18 protein-coding genes, 1 pseudogene and 1 riboswitch are annotated in these 19,257 nt (G+C 28.3%); of the genes and pseudogenes, 15 read left to right on the top strand and 4 right to left on the bottom strand.

The genetic code is table 11. The features are described from left to right. The 3 genes from M4I33_RS15020 to M4I33_RS15010 all read left to right on the top strand — a co-directional run. Positions 1 to 134 (top strand): 23S rRNA (pseudouridine(1915)-N(3))-methyltransferase RlmH (locus tag M4I33_RS15020; protein ID WP_257917586.1); only part of this gene is annotated, 134 nt, incomplete at its 5' end. Positions 135 to 631: 497 nt separating this feature from the next. Further along, complete coding sequence (locus M4I33_RS15015) at positions 632 to 1,207, top strand: helix-turn-helix domain-containing protein (RefSeq protein WP_257917585.1); 576 nt, start codon at positions 632 to 634, stop codon at positions 1,205 to 1,207. A gap of 27 nt (positions 1,208 to 1,234) precedes the next feature. Beyond that, positions 1,235 to 1,912 carry a diphthine--ammonia ligase gene (locus M4I33_RS15010; RefSeq protein WP_257917584.1) on the top strand — a complete coding sequence of 226 codons (678 nt, stop codon included), beginning with the start codon at positions 1,235 to 1,237 and terminating at the stop codon, positions 1,910 to 1,912. Between the two features lie 46 nt (positions 1,913 to 1,958). Here the strand turns inward: M4I33_RS15010 and M4I33_RS15005 are convergent, their stop codons facing one another. Together M4I33_RS15005 and M4I33_RS15000 are read right to left on the bottom strand one after the other, a co-directional pair. Next, positions 1,959 to 2,270, bottom strand: coding sequence for a multidrug efflux SMR transporter (locus M4I33_RS15005; protein ID WP_257917583.1), 312 nt, complete (start codon positions 2,268 to 2,270; stop codon positions 1,959 to 1,961). A gap of 4 nt (positions 2,271 to 2,274) precedes the next feature. Further along, positions 2,275 to 2,607, bottom strand: coding sequence for a multidrug efflux SMR transporter (locus M4I33_RS15000; RefSeq protein ID WP_194192532.1), 333 nt, complete (start codon positions 2,605 to 2,607; stop codon positions 2,275 to 2,277). Positions 2,608 to 2,796: 189 nt separating this feature from the next. Here M4I33_RS15000 and M4I33_RS14995 point away from each other — a divergent pair, with 189 nt between their 5' ends. From M4I33_RS14995 to M4I33_RS14985, 3 genes are read left to right on the top strand one after another with little or no spacing between them, the layout of a single operon-like run. Further along, positions 2,797 to 3,237: a MarR family winged helix-turn-helix transcriptional regulator gene (locus tag M4I33_RS14995; RefSeq protein ID WP_257917582.1), complete on the top strand. Its 441-nt coding sequence runs from the start codon at positions 2,797 to 2,799 to the stop codon at positions 3,235 to 3,237. Between the two features lie 49 nt (positions 3,238 to 3,286). Further along, complete coding sequence (locus M4I33_RS14990) at positions 3,287 to 4,000, top strand: pirin family protein (RefSeq protein WP_257917581.1); 714 nt, start codon at positions 3,287 to 3,289, stop codon at positions 3,998 to 4,000. Positions 4,001 to 4,015: 15 nt separating this feature from the next. Further along, a complete protein-coding gene (locus M4I33_RS14985) occupies positions 4,016 to 4,612 on the top strand; it encodes an NAD(P)H-dependent oxidoreductase (protein ID WP_194192535.1) in 597 nt (198 codons plus the stop codon). 45 nt (positions 4,613 to 4,657) lie between these two features. Here the strand turns inward: M4I33_RS14985 and M4I33_RS14980 are convergent, their stop codons facing one another. Next, the gene (locus tag M4I33_RS14980; protein ID WP_257917580.1) at positions 4,658 to 5,053 is read right to left on the bottom strand and encodes a pyridoxamine 5-phosphate oxidase; all 396 of its coding nucleotides are present in this window, start codon (positions 5,051 to 5,053) and stop codon (positions 4,658 to 4,660) included. A 132-nt stretch (positions 5,054 to 5,185) separates the two neighbouring features. Here M4I33_RS14980 and M4I33_RS14975 point away from each other — a divergent pair, with 132 nt between their 5' ends. Together M4I33_RS14975 and M4I33_RS14970 are read left to right on the top strand one after the other, a co-directional pair. Then, positions 5,186 to 5,521, top strand: coding sequence for a helix-turn-helix domain-containing protein (locus M4I33_RS14975; protein ID WP_194192537.1), 336 nt, complete (start codon positions 5,186 to 5,188; stop codon positions 5,519 to 5,521). 232 nt (positions 5,522 to 5,753) lie between these two features. Next, entirely contained in the window at positions 5,754 to 7,190 is a 1,437-nt protein-coding gene (locus tag M4I33_RS14970; RefSeq protein ID WP_257917579.1) for a potassium/proton antiporter, read from the top strand. 20 nt (positions 7,191 to 7,210) lie between these two features. On the opposite strand, the gene M4I33_RS14965 is transcribed toward M4I33_RS14970, so the two are convergent. Continuing rightward, positions 7,211 to 8,683 (bottom strand): helix-turn-helix domain-containing protein, encoded by a 1,473-nt coding sequence (locus tag M4I33_RS14965; protein WP_257917578.1) that lies wholly within the window; start codon positions 8,681 to 8,683, stop codon positions 7,211 to 7,213. A gap of 227 nt (positions 8,684 to 8,910) precedes the next feature. Here M4I33_RS14965 and M4I33_RS14960 point away from each other — a divergent pair. The 7 genes and pseudogenes from M4I33_RS14960 (at position 8,911) to M4I33_RS14930 (ending at position 19,223) form a co-directional block, all read left to right on the top strand. After that, positions 8,911 to 10,448 (top strand): annotated as a pseudogene (locus M4I33_RS14960) (thiol-activated cytolysin family protein). 145 nt (positions 10,449 to 10,593) lie between these two features. Continuing rightward, positions 10,594 to 10,753: riboswitch (M-box (ykoK) riboswitch) on the top strand. Between the two features lie 293 nt (positions 10,754 to 11,046). Then, the gene (mgtA, locus tag M4I33_RS14955; RefSeq protein WP_257917577.1) at positions 11,047 to 13,752 is read left to right on the top strand and encodes a magnesium-translocating P-type ATPase; all 2,706 of its coding nucleotides are present in this window, start codon (positions 11,047 to 11,049) and stop codon (positions 13,750 to 13,752) included. Then, positions 13,753 to 14,241, top strand: a complete 489-nt coding sequence (locus tag M4I33_RS14950; RefSeq protein ID WP_257917576.1) for a winged helix-turn-helix domain-containing protein — start codon at positions 13,753 to 13,755, stop codon at positions 14,239 to 14,241. Between the two features lie 96 nt (positions 14,242 to 14,337). Continuing rightward, on the top strand, positions 14,338 to 15,378 hold the full coding sequence (locus M4I33_RS14945) for a YdcF family protein (RefSeq protein ID WP_257917575.1): 1,041 nt from the start codon (positions 14,338 to 14,340) through the stop codon (positions 15,376 to 15,378). Positions 15,379 to 15,516: 138 nt separating this feature from the next. Continuing rightward, the gene (locus M4I33_RS14940; RefSeq protein WP_257917574.1) at positions 15,517 to 16,017 is read left to right on the top strand and encodes a transglycosylase SLT domain-containing protein; all 501 of its coding nucleotides are present in this window, start codon (positions 15,517 to 15,519) and stop codon (positions 16,015 to 16,017) included. A gap of 168 nt (positions 16,018 to 16,185) precedes the next feature. Then, on the top strand, positions 16,186 to 17,418 hold the full coding sequence (locus tag M4I33_RS14935) for a cation:proton antiporter (RefSeq protein ID WP_257917573.1): 1,233 nt from the start codon (positions 16,186 to 16,188) through the stop codon (positions 17,416 to 17,418). Between the two features lie 143 nt (positions 17,419 to 17,561). Further along, positions 17,562 to 19,223: an FAD-dependent oxidoreductase gene (locus tag M4I33_RS14930; protein WP_257917572.1), complete on the top strand. Its 1,662-nt coding sequence runs from the start codon at positions 17,562 to 17,564 to the stop codon at positions 19,221 to 19,223. Positions 19,224 to 19,257: the final 34 nt, after the last annotated feature.

Below are 19,257 nucleotides of genomic sequence, written 5' to 3'. Positions count from 1 at the left end.
AAGTAAGAAGACGTGCAAACTACAAACTTTGCTTTTCGAAGATGACATTCCCACACCAATTATTCAGAGTAATGCTCCTAGAACAAATCTACAGAGCATTCAGAATAAGTAAAGGAGAACCGTACCATAAGTGATACCCCAAATCTTTGATTTGGTTGGTAGAACTTACACCTAGGAACGAAAGTGAGTAGGTGTTTCATTACAAGCATCTCTAAATCTTTGATTTAGTAAGATAAACTTACACAAGGTGAACACCTACTAATAAATTTAAGTAGGTGTTTTTTTATAATCTTTATATAGTATTAGGAGCTTATAAAGGTTAGGTTAGGTAAAGTATGTTTTATTTTTATGGTAATAAAACATATTAGTAAAGATGATTCAAGAAAAGAAGAATAAATATAGTATTTCTTATTAAAGCCTTGACCAATAATTGGTTGAGGTTAATTTTATATGTGAAAAAGGAATAACATTAACAAACTTTATTTTTACATAATATGGTATAATGGTTTAGGAGATCTATGATTTTTGTATGTAAAATACTTTTGACATAGTGAATTCAATCAATATCAAACATATTTGATAGTTTAAATTTATTCAAGGTTATAAAATAATGATGCAAGGGGGACATTATATGGAGATTGGAAAACAAATTAAAAAACACAGAACAGAAATTAAACTCTCTCAGGATGGATTAGCTGAAAAGATATTTGTATCTCGTCAAACTATTTCAAACTGGGAAAATAATAAAAACTATCCTGATATAAAAAGTTTATTATTATTAAGTTCTCTTTTTAATGTATCTCTTGACGTATTAGTTAAAGGAGACCTTGAAAAAATGAAAGAAAAGATTAATTCAGAAGATATAAGTAAATTTAAGAGAGAAGGCAATATATTCTCTATACTGTTAATATTAACGATTATATTACCTATTCCACTTATAAAGTTTATGGGAAATACAGGTATAGTTATTTGGGTTATAATTGCTGTTTTAGGGATATATTATTCAATTAGAGTAGAAAAGTATAAGAAGAATTTTAATATTCAAACGTATAAAGAGGTTATTGCTTTTATAGAAGGAAAAAGTTTAGATGGTTCAGAGAAGAATCAAGAGTACGGCAAAAGATTATATCAAAAGTTTTTATTAGCAATAGGGGCAGGACTCGCTTCAATTACAATAGGATTTATTATGATTTATGTATTATTTTAAACTTAAGAAAAAAGGAGAGATAAAGATATGAAAAACTGGATAGAAGGAGCTATAAATAAAAATTTTATAGCTTCATATAGTGGAGGAAAAGATAGCACCTTAGCTTTATATAAAGCAATGAAAAAAGGGACAGCAGTAGGAATTGTTGTAATGATGGAAGAAGAGGGAGATAGGTCAAGGGCTCACAGTTTATTTAAAGATATACTTAAAGCACAAGCTAAGGCTATAGGAGTTCCTCTTTATACAGGCTCAGCGAATTTTAAAAACTACGAAAAAGTCTTTGTAGAAATATTAAAAAACGCTAAAGATAAGGGAGCAGAAGTACTTGTTACTGGAGATATTGACCTTCCAGAAGAAGATTGCTGGCACGAAAGAGTTACTAATAGTATAGGGCTTAAACTTGGAGTTCCACTTTGGAAGAGGGATCACAAAGAAGTAGTTAAAGAGTTTATCTCACTAGGATTTAAAACTAAGGTTATAACTATAGATACTACTCAAGGGATGAAAGAAGAGGACCTTGGAAGAATACTTACCTTTGATTATATGAAAGAATTAGAAGAAAGAGGTATAGATTCTTGTGGAGAAAACGGAGAATTTCATACTGTAACTATAGGTGGTCCTATATTTAAAGAAGATATAAAAGTAGAAGACGGAGAAATCACATCAGACGGAAGATATATGTACTTAAAAATAGAATTAAAATAAAAATAGAGCACTGATTACTTTAAAAAAGGTAATTAGTGCTCTTTTTTTAAAATACTTTAAGACCTATAACTGAGATTATAATTAAGATTAAGTAAAAAATTTGTTTTTTAGATAAATGCTCATTAAATAAAAAAGCACCTAATAAAAGAGATCCGACAGACCCTATAGCAACCCATATACAATAAGCAGTTCCAGCTTCTGTAGTTCTCATTGCAAGTGATAATAAAGTTAAGCTAGTAGCTGCAACTAAAATAGTAAGGGCAGACCATAATTTATATGTAAATCCTTCTGACCTTTTCATGCAATACACTAAAAGGACTTCACACAAGCCAGAACAAATAAGAAAAACTAAATCCATAAACCTACACCTCCTCTTTAGAGTTTACTTTTAAACCTACAAGGCCAATAAAAAGTAAAGCACTAAAAAATATCTTAGAAAAGCTTACGCTCTCACCTAAAATTAAAATTCCAAAAATAATAGTTCCCATAGCACCGATTCCAGTAAAGACTGTATAAGCTATTCCAGAAGGAAGTAAAGTCATTCCTTTTGAGAAAAGGTAAAAGCTTATAACTACTAAAACTATAGTTAATATCGTATAACCTAAATTAGTAAATCCATCAGATTTCTTTAAGCAAAGTGCCCAGAAAACTTCTAAAAATCCACCTATAATAACATAAATCCAAGCTTTATTCATAATATCCCTCCAATTTAAAATATTTTAAGAATAAAAAAAAGCCGGATAAGATAAATATCTTATCCGGTCTTTTTAACCCTCCGATAAACAATGCTATTTTAACATTTAAGAAAAACTATGTCAATTTCCATAAATAATTAAATAATAATTATTATTGACAATATCACTAACTAGTGATATTCTTGATTTATGGATAGAGTAAAAGAATTAATAAATGATAACAATTTAGCACTAAAAACATTAGTTGCATTAACTAGAGCAGAACATTCAATTCACAAAGAGGAATATAAAACTATAAAAGAAAGTGGGCTAACAGCTGCACAGTTTGGAGTTTTAGAAGTTTTATATAACAAAGGCGATTTGAAAATATGCGAAATAATAGAAAAGATATTAACTACATCAGGGAATATAACTGTAGTTATAAAAAACTTAGAGAAAGATGGATTAATTAAAAAGAATTCAGACCCTGAAGATAGAAGGTCGGCTATTATATCTTTAACTGAAAAAGGAAGAGAAGTTATTGAAGGCATTTTACCAAAGCACATAAAAAATATAGCAAATATATTTAGCGTGTTAACTGATGAGGAAAAAATAATGCTAAAGGAGATTCTTAAAAAATTCAAAAAATAAAAATTTTTTTATAGATTTATCACTAATTAGTGATAAAAGGAGGTAGGGTATGATAAAAAGAATAAATAGTGAGAATATGGGAAAAAGTAATTATGGATGGTTACACGGTAACTTTCACTTTTCTTTTGCAGAATATTTTAACCCTTTAAATATAAACTTTGGAGTACTTAGAGTTTTAAATCACGAAACTATAGAAGCGGAGTCAGGCTTTGATACTCACCCTCACAAAGATATGGAGATTATAACTTATATAGAAAAGGGCGAGCTAACTCACGGAGATAGTATGGGTAATTCAAGTGTATTAACTAGAGGTCAAATGCAATATATGAGTGCAGGTACTGGAGTTAACCACAGTGAATTTAATAAAAGCAATGAAAAACTTAAATTACTTCAAATTTGGATTATTCCAGATAAAAGCGGGTACGAACCAAACTACGGTGAATTTAAATTTAACTGGGAAGAGAGAATAAATAATTTAATGCACATGGTTTCTAGTTATGAAGGAGATGCACCTATAAAAATCCACCAAGATATAAATATGTATACAACTTATTTAGAAAAGGGAAAAGAGCTATCTTTTGATGTAAATAAGGGAAGACAATTATACTTAGTTCAAATAGAAGGTGAATCTACTATAAACGAAATAAACCTTAAAGAAGAAGATGCACTAGAAGTAATAGAAGAAAATATTAAAATAAAAGCAGATAAAGATTCACATTTCATATTAATAGAAATGAAGAAAAATGAACATCTTTATATATAAAAAGGAGAGAAGATTATGAGTAAAGTATTATATATCAAAGCAAACGTAAAACCAGAAGGAGAATCAAGAACTTTTAAAGTATCAGATTATTTTATAGAAGAATATAAAAAGAAAAATCCAAAAGACGAAATAATTACATTAGACCTTTATAAAGAAAATATAGATTTCTTAAAAGGTGAAGATTTAGGAAAATTATTTGGTCCTAAAGACGAAAACAGTAAAAATGATCCTTTATTAAAATACGTATACCAATTCAAAGATGCTGACAAGTACGTAATTGCAGCCCCTATGTGGAACTTAAGTATACCTGCTATTTTAAAAGCTTATATAGACTACGTAAGTGTTTCAGGAGTAACTTTTAAATACACACAAGACGGGCCAGTAGGTTTATTAAAAGATAAAAAAGCTATTCACATAACAGCTAGAGGAGGAGAGTATTTAGACTCACCTTACGAAATGGGAGATAGATATTTAAAAACTATTTTAGGTTTCTTTGGAATAGAAGATACTAAGACTATAGCTATAGAAAACTTAGATGTTTTAGGAGCTGATGTTAATAAATTAGTATCAGAAGGAAAAGAAAAAGCAAAAGATATAGCATTAAAATTCTAATAAAAAATGCCAAAGTGAGATTTATTTCTCACTTTGGCATTTGTTTTATATAGTATATTTTTTAGGACCTTCTTCAAAGCTGAAAGTTTTAACTTCTTTTATGTTTATATAAAAAACTTTAAAGTCAGGGTTTTCGGTAGAAGTATATATTTTTTCAAGCATAGGTAAAACTTTAAAAGCTTTTTCCTTATATTTAATATCCTCTACAAAAGTTACGAATCCATTTATAGAAACTACAGGTGATTGATTATTTTCAGTGCAAAAAGCTACAGAATTGTTTTTAGTTAATTCTTTAAAAACATCTTTCTTAGCACCAGTACAAAAGAATGCTTTATTACCTTCAACCCATAAAGATTGAAACATCCTAGTTTGAATTAAATCACCATCTATAGTAGAAAAAGTTCCAATTACATTTTTATTTAAAAAGTCTAAATTTATCATTTATAATAACCTCCAAAAGATTTCAAGTTTTATTTTATAATCGATTATAGTATTATTATATATAATATGATATTAAATGTAAGTACGATTTATTTTGATACCTACTATCAAATATGATACTAAGGAGGCAATATGGGAAAAGAATTATTCGGCGTTTGTCCGTATGTAACATCTCAAAAAGTTTTAACTGGAAAGTGGTCTATGCTGATTTTATACCATTTAAGTGATGGCAAAGTTAGATTTAACGAATTAAAACGTAGGCTTCCAGAAATGACGCATACTACTTTATCAAGACAGTTAAAATCTTTAGAACAAGATGGTTTAATAGAAAGAAAAGAATATGCAAGCATCCCACCTAAGGTGGAATATTCATTAAGCCCTATAGGAGAAAAGTTTAAAAAAGTTTTAGAGAGCTTAGAAGTTTGGGGAAGTGAATATATAGAATTTCTTAAAGAAAAGAATATTTAAATATAAAAAAACCTTCAGCTAAATTTTAGCTGAAGGTTTTTTGAAAATAGCTATTAAAATTATCAATTTAACAAAAACATAACACAAAATGACGGCTAAAACTAAAATACTTTCATTTTTCTTAATAAAATAATAAGCAAACTATGGTTTAATAAAGGTATAGTTATAGAATTAAAAATGAAAAAGGAGGGAAAATAAAAAATATATTTTAAATTAGGGAGGTACTTTAACTATGGTAAATTTAATGATACTAAGTGGCTTAGTACTACTTATATGCATTATATCTAGTAAAGTTTTTTACAAATGGGGCGTACCTGTACTCTTAGTCTTTATAATAATTGGAATGCTATTTGGTTCTGATGGGATAGGTGGAATTTATTTTGATAATTACGATATAACATACACCTTATCATCTATAGCATTAGTCTTTATAATGTTTTACGGAGGTTTTTGCACAGAGTGGAAAAAAGCTAAATCTATTGCAAAACCTGCGATAACTTTATCAACTTTAGGAGTAGTTATAACTGCAGGACTTACAGGTCTATTTTGTCATTATGTTTTAAAAACAAGTATGATAGAAGGTCTTTTATTAGGTTGTGTAGTAGCATCAACAGATGCTGCATCAGTTATGTCTATACTTCGTTCTAGAAATTTAAAACTAAAACATAATATAGATACTTTAGTTGAATTTGAAAGTGGAAGTAACGACCCTACAGCTTATATGTTAACTAGCATAATGATAATGCTTATGACAAGTAGTGAGCCTTTAGGAATAGGGCTTTTCGCAATGATATTTAAGCAAATTGTATTTGGAGTTTTAGTAGGACTTATTCTTTCAAAAATAGCAGTATACATACTTAGAAAAGTAGAATTTGAGATAGAAGGATTATACCCTATATTTATAGTTGCTGTTGCACTTTTATCTTATGCAGTATGCGAATATATAGGAGGAAATGGATACCTTAGTGTATTTATAGCTGGGATTAGTATAGGTAATTCAAAAATCCCTCACAAAAAGAGTTTAAATCACTTTTTAGATGGATCCTCTTGGATAATGCAGATAATGTTATTCTTTATGCTTGGACTTTTAGCATTCCCATCTCAAATATTACATGTTGCAGTAGAAGGGATAGCTATATCATTATTCCTTATAATAATCGGAAGACCGATAGCTGTATTTTTAATACTTACTCCTTTTAAGATACCCCTTAAAGAGCAAGCATTTATCTCTTGGGTTGGGCTTAGAGGAGCTGCATCTTTAGTTTTTGCTATATATGCAGTTATAGGAACATCAGCTATGGAAAGTGATATTTTCCACATAATCTTTTTCGTCGCACTCTTTTCAGTAGCTATTCAAGGAACGCTTATACCTTTCTTTGCTAAGAAGTTAAATTTAATTTCTGAAGAGGAAGTTAAAGAAACTAAAAAGCTAAAAGATAGAATAAAAGATTATATTTTTGAAATAAAAATCGGAGACAACAATAAAATAGCAAAAAACGCAATTATGGACTTAGATATACCAGATGAAATTTTAATAGTAATGATTAAAAGAAATGATAAAGTAATCATTCCAAAAGGATTTACAGTTATAGAACCTAACGATGTTATGGTATTAACAAGTGAAAATAAAGACGTAGTAGATAAATTTTTTGAAGATATAAAGGTATAAAAATAGACAGTAGCTTTAAGCTACTGTCTATTTTTTAGTTTAGATTCTTCTATTTCACTTATAAGATCAACTACATTGTTTAAATCATACATTATAGTTAGATTCGTAAAAGTATAGATGTGGTCATAATTTTTTGGAATAAAATCTATATTGAAATTAGTTATAACTAAATCATAGTTTTCAGTTCTGTTTTCGTCATAAATCTCAACTAAGACATTAAACTTTTTACTTAAAAAACTTTTTAAATAATCTATAGTTGAATTGATGATTAAGTTTTCAGCCATAGATAATACCCCTATTCTTATATGATATTTAGATATGCCATCTAAATAATTTAAAGTTAGTATTATACATAACTTAAAGTAAGTTTTATCTATAGTATATTTAAAATCAAAAAGATTAGTGATTTTTAAATATAATTTGTCTGTAAAATCATCTTTAAAAGAACTTTTAAAATCGTTTAAATAGTAGCTTGTAATAACTTTGTTGTTAGAATAAAAAACTCCTTTAAAATAATAGTTTCTAAAACAAAGGTTTAAAATATTTAATTTTAATTCTTCACTTAAATTTTCTGGGACTTTAAGATATATGTTTTCTATTTCATCTATAACTAAACTAAATATTTTAAAAGGACAGCTATTAATTATGTATTTATTTTTATTAATAAAATCGTATGGAACTATATTAAAACTTAAAATAAAGCAAAGGGTAGAATAAGCTAAATACGTGGTTGAACCTTTATTTAAACTATCTTTTTTAAAAAACAGCTTAAGTTCTTTAAAGATTTCAGTTTCTTTAAATAGGTTTAAGTTTGATTTAGTAAATGAGTCCTCTAAGAAGTCAGATCTAAAAAACTTTTTTCTAACCATAAGGATTTTAAGCCAAAGGTATAAAGAATGCTTTTGTTTAATGCTTAAAGATATTTTTAAAGTTTTTTCTATTATAGTAATTAAGCTATAATCACTTAATCTTATATTTGGAATATCGACTTCTGTATTCCAAAAGAAAAGATAATAAAAATAAGAAATTTGCATTAGAGAACCTGTTAGTTCGTAATTTTTGATTGATATATCAAATTCTTTTAAGATTTGATTGCACTCAATAATCTTCCGATTTAGGGTAGCTAAACTTATATTAAAATTTTCAGATAGCTTGACTCCTGTAAGTTTTCCATTACTATTTAAAAAGAAATAATTTAGTATTTTATATTTAGGAGAGTTATCTAGATAGGAAAATATTAAAGATTTTAAGCGGATCTCATCTTTGTATTTTAAAAATATAAAATCTTTTGTGTAATAGATGCTTATTTTAGCTTTATAATCAGTTCTAAAAAGGTGGTCTATTTTTTCAACATGGGATTTTAAAGTAGGCAAAGAAATACCTAGTTTATCACATAAGTCAGACCTATTCATCTTGCCTTTATTTATAAATAAATTTTTTAAAATATTAAATTGGATCTTTTCTGAGCCTTCTAGCAAATCTTCTTTAAACATATAAAAAACCTTCCTAAAATTTATTTTTAAATTCATTAGTAAAAATATACAAATACTATATTTAAAAATATAACTTAAAAATAACCTCATTTCAACTTAGTTAAAGTAAGTATTTTACACAATTACCTCTTATTTTTTCGAAATATGAAAAAAAATGATATTATAGTGTTTTTAAAATGTTTTAAAATATAATTAAAAATAAAAGAAAAACATAGGGGGAAAACAAAATGAAAAAGCTAAAGATAATATCAGCTTTAGTTATAACGGTTTGTATTTCAAGTTCATTTCTTTTAGGAAGTAGTAATGCTTTCGCAACTGATGTGAACAAAGAAAATGCTAAAACTATAGAACAAAAAGATGCTGATAAAAACAAAGAAAACAGAGAAGCTATTAACGAGGAGATAGCAAATTTAAACTACAACAAAAACGAAGTTCTTGCATCTAATGGAGATAAAATAGAAAGTTTTACTCCAAGAGAAGGTAAAAACAAGGGTGATAAGTTTGTAGTAGTTGAAAGAAAGAAAAAATCATTAACTACTTCACCTGTTGATATTTCAATCGTTGATTCAGTTAACGATCGTACTTACCCAGGTGCATTACAACTTGCAGATCAATCATTTGTAGATAATAGACCAACATTATTAGTATGCAAGAGAAAACCTATAAACATAAGTATAGACTTACCTGGTTTACAAAACGAAAATACTATAAAAGTTAAAAATCCAAACTACGGAAACGTATCAGCTGCTGTAGATACTTTAGTTTCTAAGTGGAATGATAAATATTCAAGCACTCATACTTTACCAGCTAGAACTCAATACTCTGAATCTATGGTTTACAGTAAGTCACAAATATCAAGTGCACTTAACGTGAATTCAAAAGTTTTAGAAAACTCTTTAGGTGTAGACTTTAATGCAGTCGCAAATGACGAGAAAAAAGTTATGATAGTAGCTTACAAACAAATATTCTACACAGTAAGCGCAAACCTTCCAAACAACCCAGCAGATGTTTTTGGAAATGGAGTAACATTTAAAGATTTAACTAGAAAAGGTGTAAGTAATGAAGCGCCACCTCTTATGGTATCTAACGTAGCTTACGGAAGAACAGTATACGTTAAGTTAGAAACTACATCTAAGAGTAAAGATGTACAAGCTGCATTTAAGGCACTTGTTAAAAATAATAGTGTAGAAGCTAATTCTAAATACAAAGATATTTATGAAGATAGTACATTTACAGCAGTTGTTTTAGGTGGAGATGCACAAGAGCATAACAAAGTTGTTTCTAAAGACTTTGATGAAATAAAAAGTGTTATTAAAGATAATGCAGCATTTAGCGCTAAAAACCCAGCATACCCTATTTCATACACTAGTGTTTTCTTAAAAGATAATTCAATTGCAGCAGTTCACAACAAAACTGACTACATTGAAACTACTTCTACAGAATACTCAAGAGGTAAAATAACATTAGACCATAGTGGAGCATATGTAGCTCAATTTAGAGTTTCTTGGGATGAAGTATCTTATGATAAGTATTAACTCACAAAAATTGGAGTGATAACTACAAAGATAAAACAGCACATTACTCTACAATAATACCTCTTAAAGCCAATGCAAAAAATATAAAAGTAATGGCTAGAGAGTGCACAGGACTTGCTTGGGAATGGTGGAGAACTGTAGTAGATGAAGATAATTTACCTTTAACAAACGATATAAACGTATCAATATGGGGTACAACTTTATATCCTAGAGTAAGTGTAACTTACTAAAAAATACCCTTTGTTAAAATAGTATATTTTTACTTGTTATGGTAATAAAAAATTCAAAAGTCATAAAAAAATTTAAAAAAAGCAAGAAAAAAGTAATAAACTTTTTAAGTTAAGAGTGATATAATGACATTGTAAGAAAAAAGAATAGACAGTGCGGTAGGTGAGGCTACCGTAAGGATATGGATTGCTACCGCAAAATAGTGGAGACACTATTCGCTTGGTCAGCAGGGGATGTCGATTCAAGGCATAACCTAACGCAATTTCACCGCCTTACGATGCTAAAGCTTGAACGAAATCATTTAAAGAATTTATTACATCATAGAGTTTAATGCCCTTGATTTTGTTTGAGCAAAATTAAGGGCTTTTTGTATTTTCTATTCTAATTAAAATAAATTTGGAGGTGTAAAAAATGGACGCAGACAGTAGTAGTAAAGGTACGAAATCATGCATAAAGGCTAAAGAATATAATAATGACGTAGACCAAGACAGTCTGCACATTTTATTTAAAGCCGGCTAAATTAAAATTTAATATTTAAAAATTCAGTTTGTAGATTTCGTATCTTACTCCTAATAGAAAAGATTCAAGGAGGAAAGAACGATGAAAAAGATATTATTTAAAAAAGACAGATCTTTAAATACAAATAACGAATTAAAAAGACAAGGATTAATTAATGCTAAATTATTAGAAGTTTCTAAGATGGATGTAGTAAGTTTAGTTAGAAAGATGAATGTATCATTAAATGGACTAAACAATGAAAAAGTGGAAGAAATGCGTGAAGTATATGGTAATAATGTAATCAGTACTGAAAAATCTGAAAATATAATTGTTAAATTCATTAAAGCATTTATAAACCCATTTACAATCATTTTGATTTTACTTTCAATAATATCATTCTTTACTGATATAGTTATGGCAGCACCTGGGGATAAAGACCCAACAAGTGTAATAATTATGGTTACAATGGTTACTGTAAGTGGCTTACTAAAATTCGTTCAAGAATTAAGGTCAGGGAGTGCAGCTGAAAAGTTAAAAGAACTTATAGAAACAACTACATCAGTAACAAGAAGAGAAGAAGGTACTATTGAAATTCCACTTTCAGAAGTAGTTTCTGGAGATATAGTAAACTTAGCAGCTGGAGATATGGTTCCAGCAGATTTAAGAATAATTAAGGCAAAAGATCTTTTTATAAGTGAATCAGGATTAACAGGTGAAAGTAACCCTGTAGAAAAAGTAGTAAATTTAGATAAAGATAAAGTATATAAATCAGCATTAGATTGCGAAAATATAGCATTTATGGGAAGCAACGTTATAAGTGGTGCTGCAAAAGGTATAGTAGTTTCAACAGGAAATGATACTATATTCGGTTCAATGTCAAAAGCTATAACTGGAAAAGGAAACAAATCTAGTTTTGAAAAAGGGGTTAACTCTGTATCTTGGCTTTTAATATCATTTATGGCAGTTATGGTGCCTGTAGTATTTTTTATAAACGGAATAACTAAAGGTGATTGGATACAAGCTTTATTATTTTCAATTTCAATAGCAGTAGGTTTAACACCAGAAATGTTACCTATGATAGTAACTACAAGTCTTGCAAAAGGTGCAGTTACTATGTCAAAAAAGAAAACTGTTATAAAAAATTTAAATTCAATCCAAAACTTTGGTGCTATGGATGTTTTATGTACAGATAAAACAGGAACATTAACACAAGATAAAGTAGTTTTAGAATATCACTTAGATATTGAAGGAAATGAAGACGATAGAGTATTACGTCATGCATTTATGAATAGTCATTTTCAAACAGGACTAAAAAATCTTATAGATGTTGCAATTATAGAAGAAGCATACGAAAAAGGCTTAAAGGATTTATATAAAGATTATAAAAAAATAGATGAAATTCCTTTTGATTTTAATAGAAGAAGAATGAGCGTAATTATAAAAGATAACGAAGGAAAAACTCAATTAATAACAAAGGGTGCAATAGAAGAAATGCTTAATGTATGCAAATACGTTGAGTACAAAGGTGAAATAAAAGAACTTGATAAAAAACTAATCAAAAAAATATTAGAAACAGTAGATAAATTAAATGATGATGGTATGAGAGTTATAGGTTTAGCTCAAAAAACAAACCCTTCTGCAGAAGGTGAATTTAAAGTAAGCGACGAATCAGATATGGTTCTTATGGGATATTTAGCTTTCTTAGATCCACCAAAAGAAAGTACAGAAAGAGCAATAAAATCATTAAAAGAATATGGAGTTAAAGTAAAAGTTTTAACTGGAGATAATGATAGAGTTACTAAATGTATCTGTAAAAAAGTTGGTATAGAAATAGATAATATAGTTTTAGGTTCTGATATAGAAACTATGGATGATATAAAATTAGCTAAGGTAGCTGAGGAAACTAGCGTATTTGCTAAACTATCACCATCACAAAAAACAAGAATAGTAAGAATACTTCGTGAAAATGGTCATGTTGTTGGATTTATGGGTGATGGAATAAATGATGCTGCAGCTATGAAAGAATCAGATGTTGGAATTTCAGTAGATACAGCAGTAGATATAGCAAAAGAATCAGCAGATATAATACTTCTTGAAAAAGATTTAGAAGTCTTAGAAGAAGGGGTAATAGAAGGAAGAAAAACATTTGCTAATATGATTAAATATATTAAAATGACTGCAAGTTCAAACTTTGGGAATATGTTCTCAGTTTTAGTTGCAAGTGCTTTCTTACCATTTTTACCTATGATATCAATCCAATTAATAATATTAAATCTTATTTATGATTTATCATGTATTGCTATACCATGGGATAATGTAGATAAAGAATATTTAAAAAATCCAAAGATGTGGGATGCATCTTCAATAGGTAAGTTTATGAAATGGATAGGACCTACAAGTTCAGTATTTGATATACTAACATTTATAGTCATGTACTTTATAGTGTGTCCAATCATAGCTGGAGGAAACTACAACGACCCAGGAGTAAACCAAATACTATTTGTAGCAGCATTTAATGCAGGGTGGTTTATAGAGTCATTAATAACACAAACTTTAGTAGTTCATATGATAAGAACTGAAAAAACTCCATTTGTTAGAAGCATAGCTTCAAAACAAGTTTTAATAGCTACAGCTGTAGCAGTTTCTGTAGGTGCTATAATACCATTTACTGAGTTTGGTGAAATGCTAGGAATGGTATCATTACCTTTAATATATTTCTTGTTTGTAGCATTAATAGTAATAGGATATATGATTTTAGTTACAGTAGCTAAAAAATCATATATAAAGAAATATGGAGAGCTACTATAGATGAGAAATAATGCAGAAGTTTTATCTTTAAGTATAGATAGTTTAAATTATATTTTAGATAAGCTTAAGTTATTAGATAAAGGTAATATAGAGCTAATAGAATTTAAAAAGAGTATCGAAGCTCTTAAAACAAATGATTTAAAATCATTAATTATTAACTGTGAAGATGATTATAAAACAAAAAATAATGATAAAGATTTAGATTATAAAAAGATAAATATAAACTATAGTAAAAGAACTATTTATATAGACAAAAAAGAAGTAAGACTAACCCCTAAAGAGTTTGATATTTTATATGTTTTATCTAGTAATAGAGGAACTATATTTTCTAAGGAAGAAATATATAAAGCTGTTTGGAAAACTGACTATGTAGTTGATGATAGTAATATAATGGCTCATATAAGAAGGCTTAGAAAGAAAATAGAAAAGGATCCTATGAACCCAGAATATATAATAACTATATGGGGTGTGGGATATAAATTTAATTAATTATTTCAAAAAAGCTACTAATAATATTTTATTAGTAGCTTTAAATATATATATGATATATTTAAAATAAAACAAAGGAGAAGGAGGTATAAGAATATGAATTGGTTCGTACTCTTGGTAACTTTATTTACCTTAGCAATTTTCTTAATATCATTTTATACGGATAAGAGAAGGATGATAAATGGATTTTTATTTAATATTTTTCTTTTAACAGCCTTTTTAGCGATTACTTATGCTGCATTTGCAACAGGAAATCCGATACTTATGATGTTTGTCGGAATTATTTTAATAATTTTAGTTATAACATTTATATTCGCTATCTATGTACTAATAATAGGATTACTTATAAACACAAAAACAGTAATAAAAAAAGAAGGTAAGAGTTTGCCTAATCTTTTAACATTATTTTTAGCGATAGCATTAATTGGAGTTGTGATATGGTCTTATATATCACCAGAAAGATTCCTTCCCCCTACTTGGGCGATGCTACTTAGAACAGTTAATCTAATATGGTTATATTACTGCATTGATGTATTTAACTTCTTGATGATATCATTTTTATATCAATTCAATAGACCTAAATTAAATCAAGACTTTGTTATTGTTTTAGGTTGTGGGTTAAATAAAGATAAAGTCACTCCGCTACTTGCAAGCCGTGTAGATAAAGGAATAGAGTTTTATAGAAAACAAGGCTCTTTAAATAACCCTCCAAAACTTATTTTTTCTGGAGGAAAAGGTACAGATGAGAGCATATCAGAAGCTCTAGGTATGTTTAACTACGCTATATCAAAGGGCGTTAAAGAAGAGGACTGTATTTTAGAAGATAAGTCTGTAAATACTCTTCAAAATATGAAGTTTTCAAAATCTATAATGGATAAAATTAAAGGTACAAATAATTATAATAGTATATTTGTAACTAGTAATTTTCATATTTTTAGAGCAGGTATATACGCTAGGTGGGCAGGGCTTAAATCTCAAGGGATAGGTTCTAAAACTGCAAGGTTCTATCTACCAAATGCAATGATAAGAGAATATATAGCAATAGTTGTTATGTATAAAAAGAGACATATAATAGTTGTTTCAGCTATAATTCTTTTTGGAGTATTATTAGCTTTGTTACAACATTTCATAGTATAAAAACTTAACCATTTTTGGTTAAGTTTTTTTCTTTTCTTACATAAATGAAAGGATATCGTAATGAAGATAAATATGAGAAACCTATATATCTAGATATAATCCTATTATAGTAAAAAACAAGCAAGTGGAGGAATAAATATGAAAAAGGTAATAAGTATAATAGCAATTGTACTAGTGGTTTTAATTGGGGTTGGGTTTGCAGTTAGAGAAACAGTTTTCCCAATAAAAGATAAAGAGATAATAGAAAAATATGCAAAAGAGTATAATGTTAAACCAGAACTAATCGCAGCGATAATAAACTTTGAAACTGGTTTTGATAAAGATAAGTATAAAGATAACCAGGCGAGAGGTTTAATGAGAATCACAGAGCAAACAGGTGAAAGATTAGCAAAAGAAATGGGAGATACTAGTTATCAAAAAGATAGCTTTGATCAAGATGATACAAACATTAAACTTGGAACATACTACTTATCAAAAAGTAACGGAAAAGATTTAAAAGAAACTGTAGGTAACTGGGCATTAGTAAATGGTAAAGATAAAGACCCTAAATTCGATGCAAAAAAATATGCTGAAGAAACTTATACAGATAAAATAAAGACTAGAGAAACTATATATAAAGTATTATATTTTATGATTTAATTAAATACCAAGGTTTAGTTTAATAAACTAAACCTTGGTATTTTTACTTTGAAAATAAGGAAAACTTATAAACTTTACATAAACAATTACAAATATTAATGAAAAAAATAAATAAACCCTCGATAATAGTAATGTTTTAAGAAACAAAAGATAACTGGAGGGATTTTTTTGACACACAGATTTTTATTAGATCTTACACTTATATTATTAAGTACTAAGATCTTTGGGATGGTAACTAAAAAGTTAAAGTTACCACAAGTTGTAGGTGCATTAATAGCAGGAGTTGTTTTAGGACCTACTTGTATTGGAATATTACATGAAACTGAATTTATAACTCAGCTATCATCAGTTGGAGTTATAGTCCTTATGTTTACAGCAGGACTTGAAACAGATATTTCAGAATTAAAGAAAACAGGAAAAGCATCTGCACTTGCAGCAGTTTTTGGAGTTATAATTCCTTTAATAGGAGGCTTACTTGTATCTATGGCTTTTGGAGTGGAAGCTGGAAGCAAAGATATATTAAAGAATGTATTTATAGGGATTATACTAACGGCAACATCTGTTAGCATAACTGTTGGAACTTTAAAAGAACTTGGAAAATTAAATACTAGAGCTGGTAACACTATACTAGGAGCAGCACTTATAGATGATATATTAGGTATAATCGGTCTTACTATAGTTATAAGCATGGCAGACTCTAGTGTAAATATAGGATTAGTATTATTAAAAATAGTAGCTTTCTTTATATTTGCAGGTATATTAGGATTTATATTAAGAAAACTATTTGTTATATGGATAGAACAAAAAGGTGGAGAAATAAGAAGAATTGTAATAATGGCATTTGTTCTTTGCTTAGGATTATCATATATAGCTGAAGCTGTATTTGGGGTAACTGATATAACAGGTGCTTTTATAGCAGGAATGATAATTTCAAACACAGATAGAACTCATATAATAACTAAGAAGTTTGAAATTTTATCTTATCTTTTATTATCACCTATATTTTTTGCAAGTATAGGAATAGGACTTGAAATAAATAGTTTAAGTAAGGGTGAAATTATATTTACTGTAGCTTTAACTATAGTTGCAATAATTACTAAAATAGTTGGCGGTGCTATAGGGGTTAAGATTTCAGGATATAAAAACAGAGAATCGCTTCAAGTTGGTATAGGAATGGTTTCAAGAGGAGAAGTTGCACTTATAGTTGCAAACAAAGGACTTAGTGTAGGGCTTATAAGTCAGCAAGGTCTAGTTCCTGTAGTTATAATGGTTATAGTTGCAGCTATTGTAACTCCTATATTACTTAAGATAATTTTTAGTAAAGATGATGAGGCTATAGTAGAAGAACCTAATCAATTAGTTAAAGATTATATAGATGTAACTAGCGAAAGAATAGAGTAGTCTAAAAGATAGTAGAGAAATCTACTATCTTTTTTTGTATTTAAGGAAAGTATGAATTTAAACTATCTTTGTTAGCTTATAATTTTAAAGTTCTAAACATAGATATCTTAAGATTGAATATTTTTAAGGAGTTTAAGTTAAAGATGGAATTTATGAGGTATAAACAAGTTGATAATCCAACTCATGAAGACAGGATGAATATGGTTAGACAAGCTTTAAAAGAGGATGGTAGAGAAGATGAGTTTTTAGATGTAACAAGACTTCTAAAGCCTAAAAAAGGTATAACAAAGATACTTAAAAAAAATGAAGGAATAGGAATTAAAGTTTGTATAATAGGCGGGGGACTAGCTGGACTTTCAGCAGCCTTTGAACTTAGAAAAGTAGGCGTAGATATAACTATATATGAAATGGAAAAAGAAAGAATCGGAGGGCGTGTTTATACTCATTATTTTGATAAAAAGAAAAAACTATACGGGGAACTTGGTGCTATGAGAATACCTGTAAGTCATGAAGCTGTATGGTATTATATAGATTTATTTAATTTAAACACAAAGCCTTTTATAGAAAAAAATAAAAATGGATATATTTATATAAGAGGTAAGAGGGTTAAAGATGATTCAGATGGTAAAAACGTTATGCAAAAAATATATAAGGAATTTGATTTACAAGAAGATGAAAAAAATATGCCATGGAAAGACTTAATGAAAAAAGGTATCTTAGATGAGTTTTATAATATAAAAAAGGAATTAAGAAAAGAAATTTTACAAATCAAAAAAGAATATTCTAAAGAAATAGAGGATTTAGATAAATTAAGTATTCGAAATGCTTTAAAAAGTAGTGGATTAAGTGAAGGTGCTATAGAACTTTTTTCTTGCCTTGACCCTTTACTTGGATCCTTTTATTATAATGGGTTTATTGAAAGTTTAATGGAACAATACACAGTAGATTCCGCTTATAGATACTTTATAGAAGGGGGTATGGTTAAACTTCCTTTAGCGTTTTATAACTCTCTTATGAATAAAAGTCCAAATGAATATAGAAACATCAAAGAAGAGAATATAAATAAAGTTAAATGGAGAAACGAGTGTTACGTTACTTCTATATTTAAAGAAAGGGATAAAAAAATCAAAATAGGATTTAAAACCTCGAAATCGTCTAAAATAAATACTGAAAACTTTGATTATGTTATCTGTACTATACCTTTTACGAGTTTAAGAACTTTAGAAATAAAGCCTATGTTTTCAAAGGAAAAGATGCAAGCTATAAAAGAAATTTCTTACGTTAAATCTCAAAAGGTTTTGTTTTTGTGTAAGGAACGATTTTGGAAAAATGAAGATGATATAAGTCTAGGTGGAAGTTCAATTACTGATTTAGTAAGTTCGACTATATGGTATCCAAATTCTAAGGAAAATGACGGGAAATCAAAAAGCGTATTATTAGCATCATATAATTTAAATAATGATTCAATAAGCCTTGGAGGGATAGATAACAAATTAAAAATAGAAAAGGTTAAAAATGAATTAGAAAGAGTTCATGGAATGAAAAACGGTGACTTAGATAAAATAGTAGAATCTTATAAAACTATTGAGTGGGTAAAAGAGCCTGGAATAAACGGAGCTTTTGCGCACTATATGCCAAACCAAAAAAGTTTGTTTTCGTATTATGCAAAAAGACCAGAGTACGAGCATCGCGTATTTTTTGCAGGGGAGCATATATCTCAAACTCACGGTTGGATGCAAGGAGCTTTAAGTACAGGCACTAGAGCTGCATATGATGTTGCACTAAGTATAAAGAAAAATAGGTAATATAAGTTACTTTAAATACCACTTAAGTTTAAAA

Source organism: Clostridium sp. LY3-2, assembly GCF_024705715.1.
Classification (GTDB): domain Bacteria; phylum Bacillota; class Clostridia; order Clostridiales; family Clostridiaceae; genus Clostridium.
This window is presented reverse-complemented; position numbering and strand designations above follow the sequence as displayed.

What these genes read in the sequence shown, in the direction of transcription:
- M4I33_RS14940 (WP_257917574.1), top strand. Translation starts at nt 15,517, where the DNA reads ATGAAAAAGGTAATAAGTATAATAGCAATTGTACTAGTGGTTTTAATT.
- M4I33_RS14985 (WP_194192535.1), top strand. Translation starts at nt 4,016, where the DNA reads ATGAGTAAAGTATTATATATCAAAGCAAACGTAAAACCAGAAGGAGAA.
- M4I33_RS15000 (WP_194192532.1), bottom strand. Translation starts at nt 2,607, where the DNA reads ATGAATAAAGCTTGGATTTATGTTATTATAGGTGGATTTTTAGAAGTT.
- M4I33_RS15005 (WP_257917583.1), bottom strand. Translation starts at nt 2,270, where the DNA reads ATGGATTTAGTTTTTCTTATTTGTTCTGGCTTGTGTGAAGTCCTTTTA.
- M4I33_RS14945 (WP_257917575.1), top strand. Translation starts at nt 14,338, where the DNA reads ATGAATTGGTTCGTACTCTTGGTAACTTTATTTACCTTAGCAATTTTC.
- mgtA (WP_257917577.1), top strand. Translation starts at nt 11,047, where the DNA reads ATGAAAAAGATATTATTTAAAAAAGACAGATCTTTAAATACAAATAAC.
- M4I33_RS14930 (WP_257917572.1), top strand. Translation starts at nt 17,562, where the DNA reads ATGGAATTTATGAGGTATAAACAAGTTGATAATCCAACTCATGAAGAC.
- M4I33_RS14970 (WP_257917579.1), top strand. Translation starts at nt 5,754, where the DNA reads ATGGTAAATTTAATGATACTAAGTGGCTTAGTACTACTTATATGCATT.
- M4I33_RS14965 (WP_257917578.1), bottom strand. Translation starts at nt 8,683, where the DNA reads ATGTTTAAAGAAGATTTGCTAGAAGGCTCAGAAAAGATCCAATTTAAT.
- M4I33_RS14990 (WP_257917581.1), top strand. Translation starts at nt 3,287, where the DNA reads ATGATAAAAAGAATAAATAGTGAGAATATGGGAAAAAGTAATTATGGA.
- M4I33_RS14980 (WP_257917580.1), bottom strand. Translation starts at nt 5,053, where the DNA reads ATGATAAATTTAGACTTTTTAAATAAAAATGTAATTGGAACTTTTTCT.
- M4I33_RS14950 (WP_257917576.1), top strand. Translation starts at nt 13,753, where the DNA reads ATGAGAAATAATGCAGAAGTTTTATCTTTAAGTATAGATAGTTTAAAT.
- M4I33_RS15015 (WP_257917585.1), top strand. Translation starts at nt 632, where the DNA reads ATGGAGATTGGAAAACAAATTAAAAAACACAGAACAGAAATTAAACTC.
- M4I33_RS14995 (WP_257917582.1), top strand. Translation starts at nt 2,797, where the DNA reads ATGGATAGAGTAAAAGAATTAATAAATGATAACAATTTAGCACTAAAA.
- M4I33_RS14975 (WP_194192537.1), top strand. Translation starts at nt 5,186, where the DNA reads ATGGGAAAAGAATTATTCGGCGTTTGTCCGTATGTAACATCTCAAAAA.
- M4I33_RS15010 (WP_257917584.1), top strand. Translation starts at nt 1,235, where the DNA reads ATGAAAAACTGGATAGAAGGAGCTATAAATAAAAATTTTATAGCTTCA.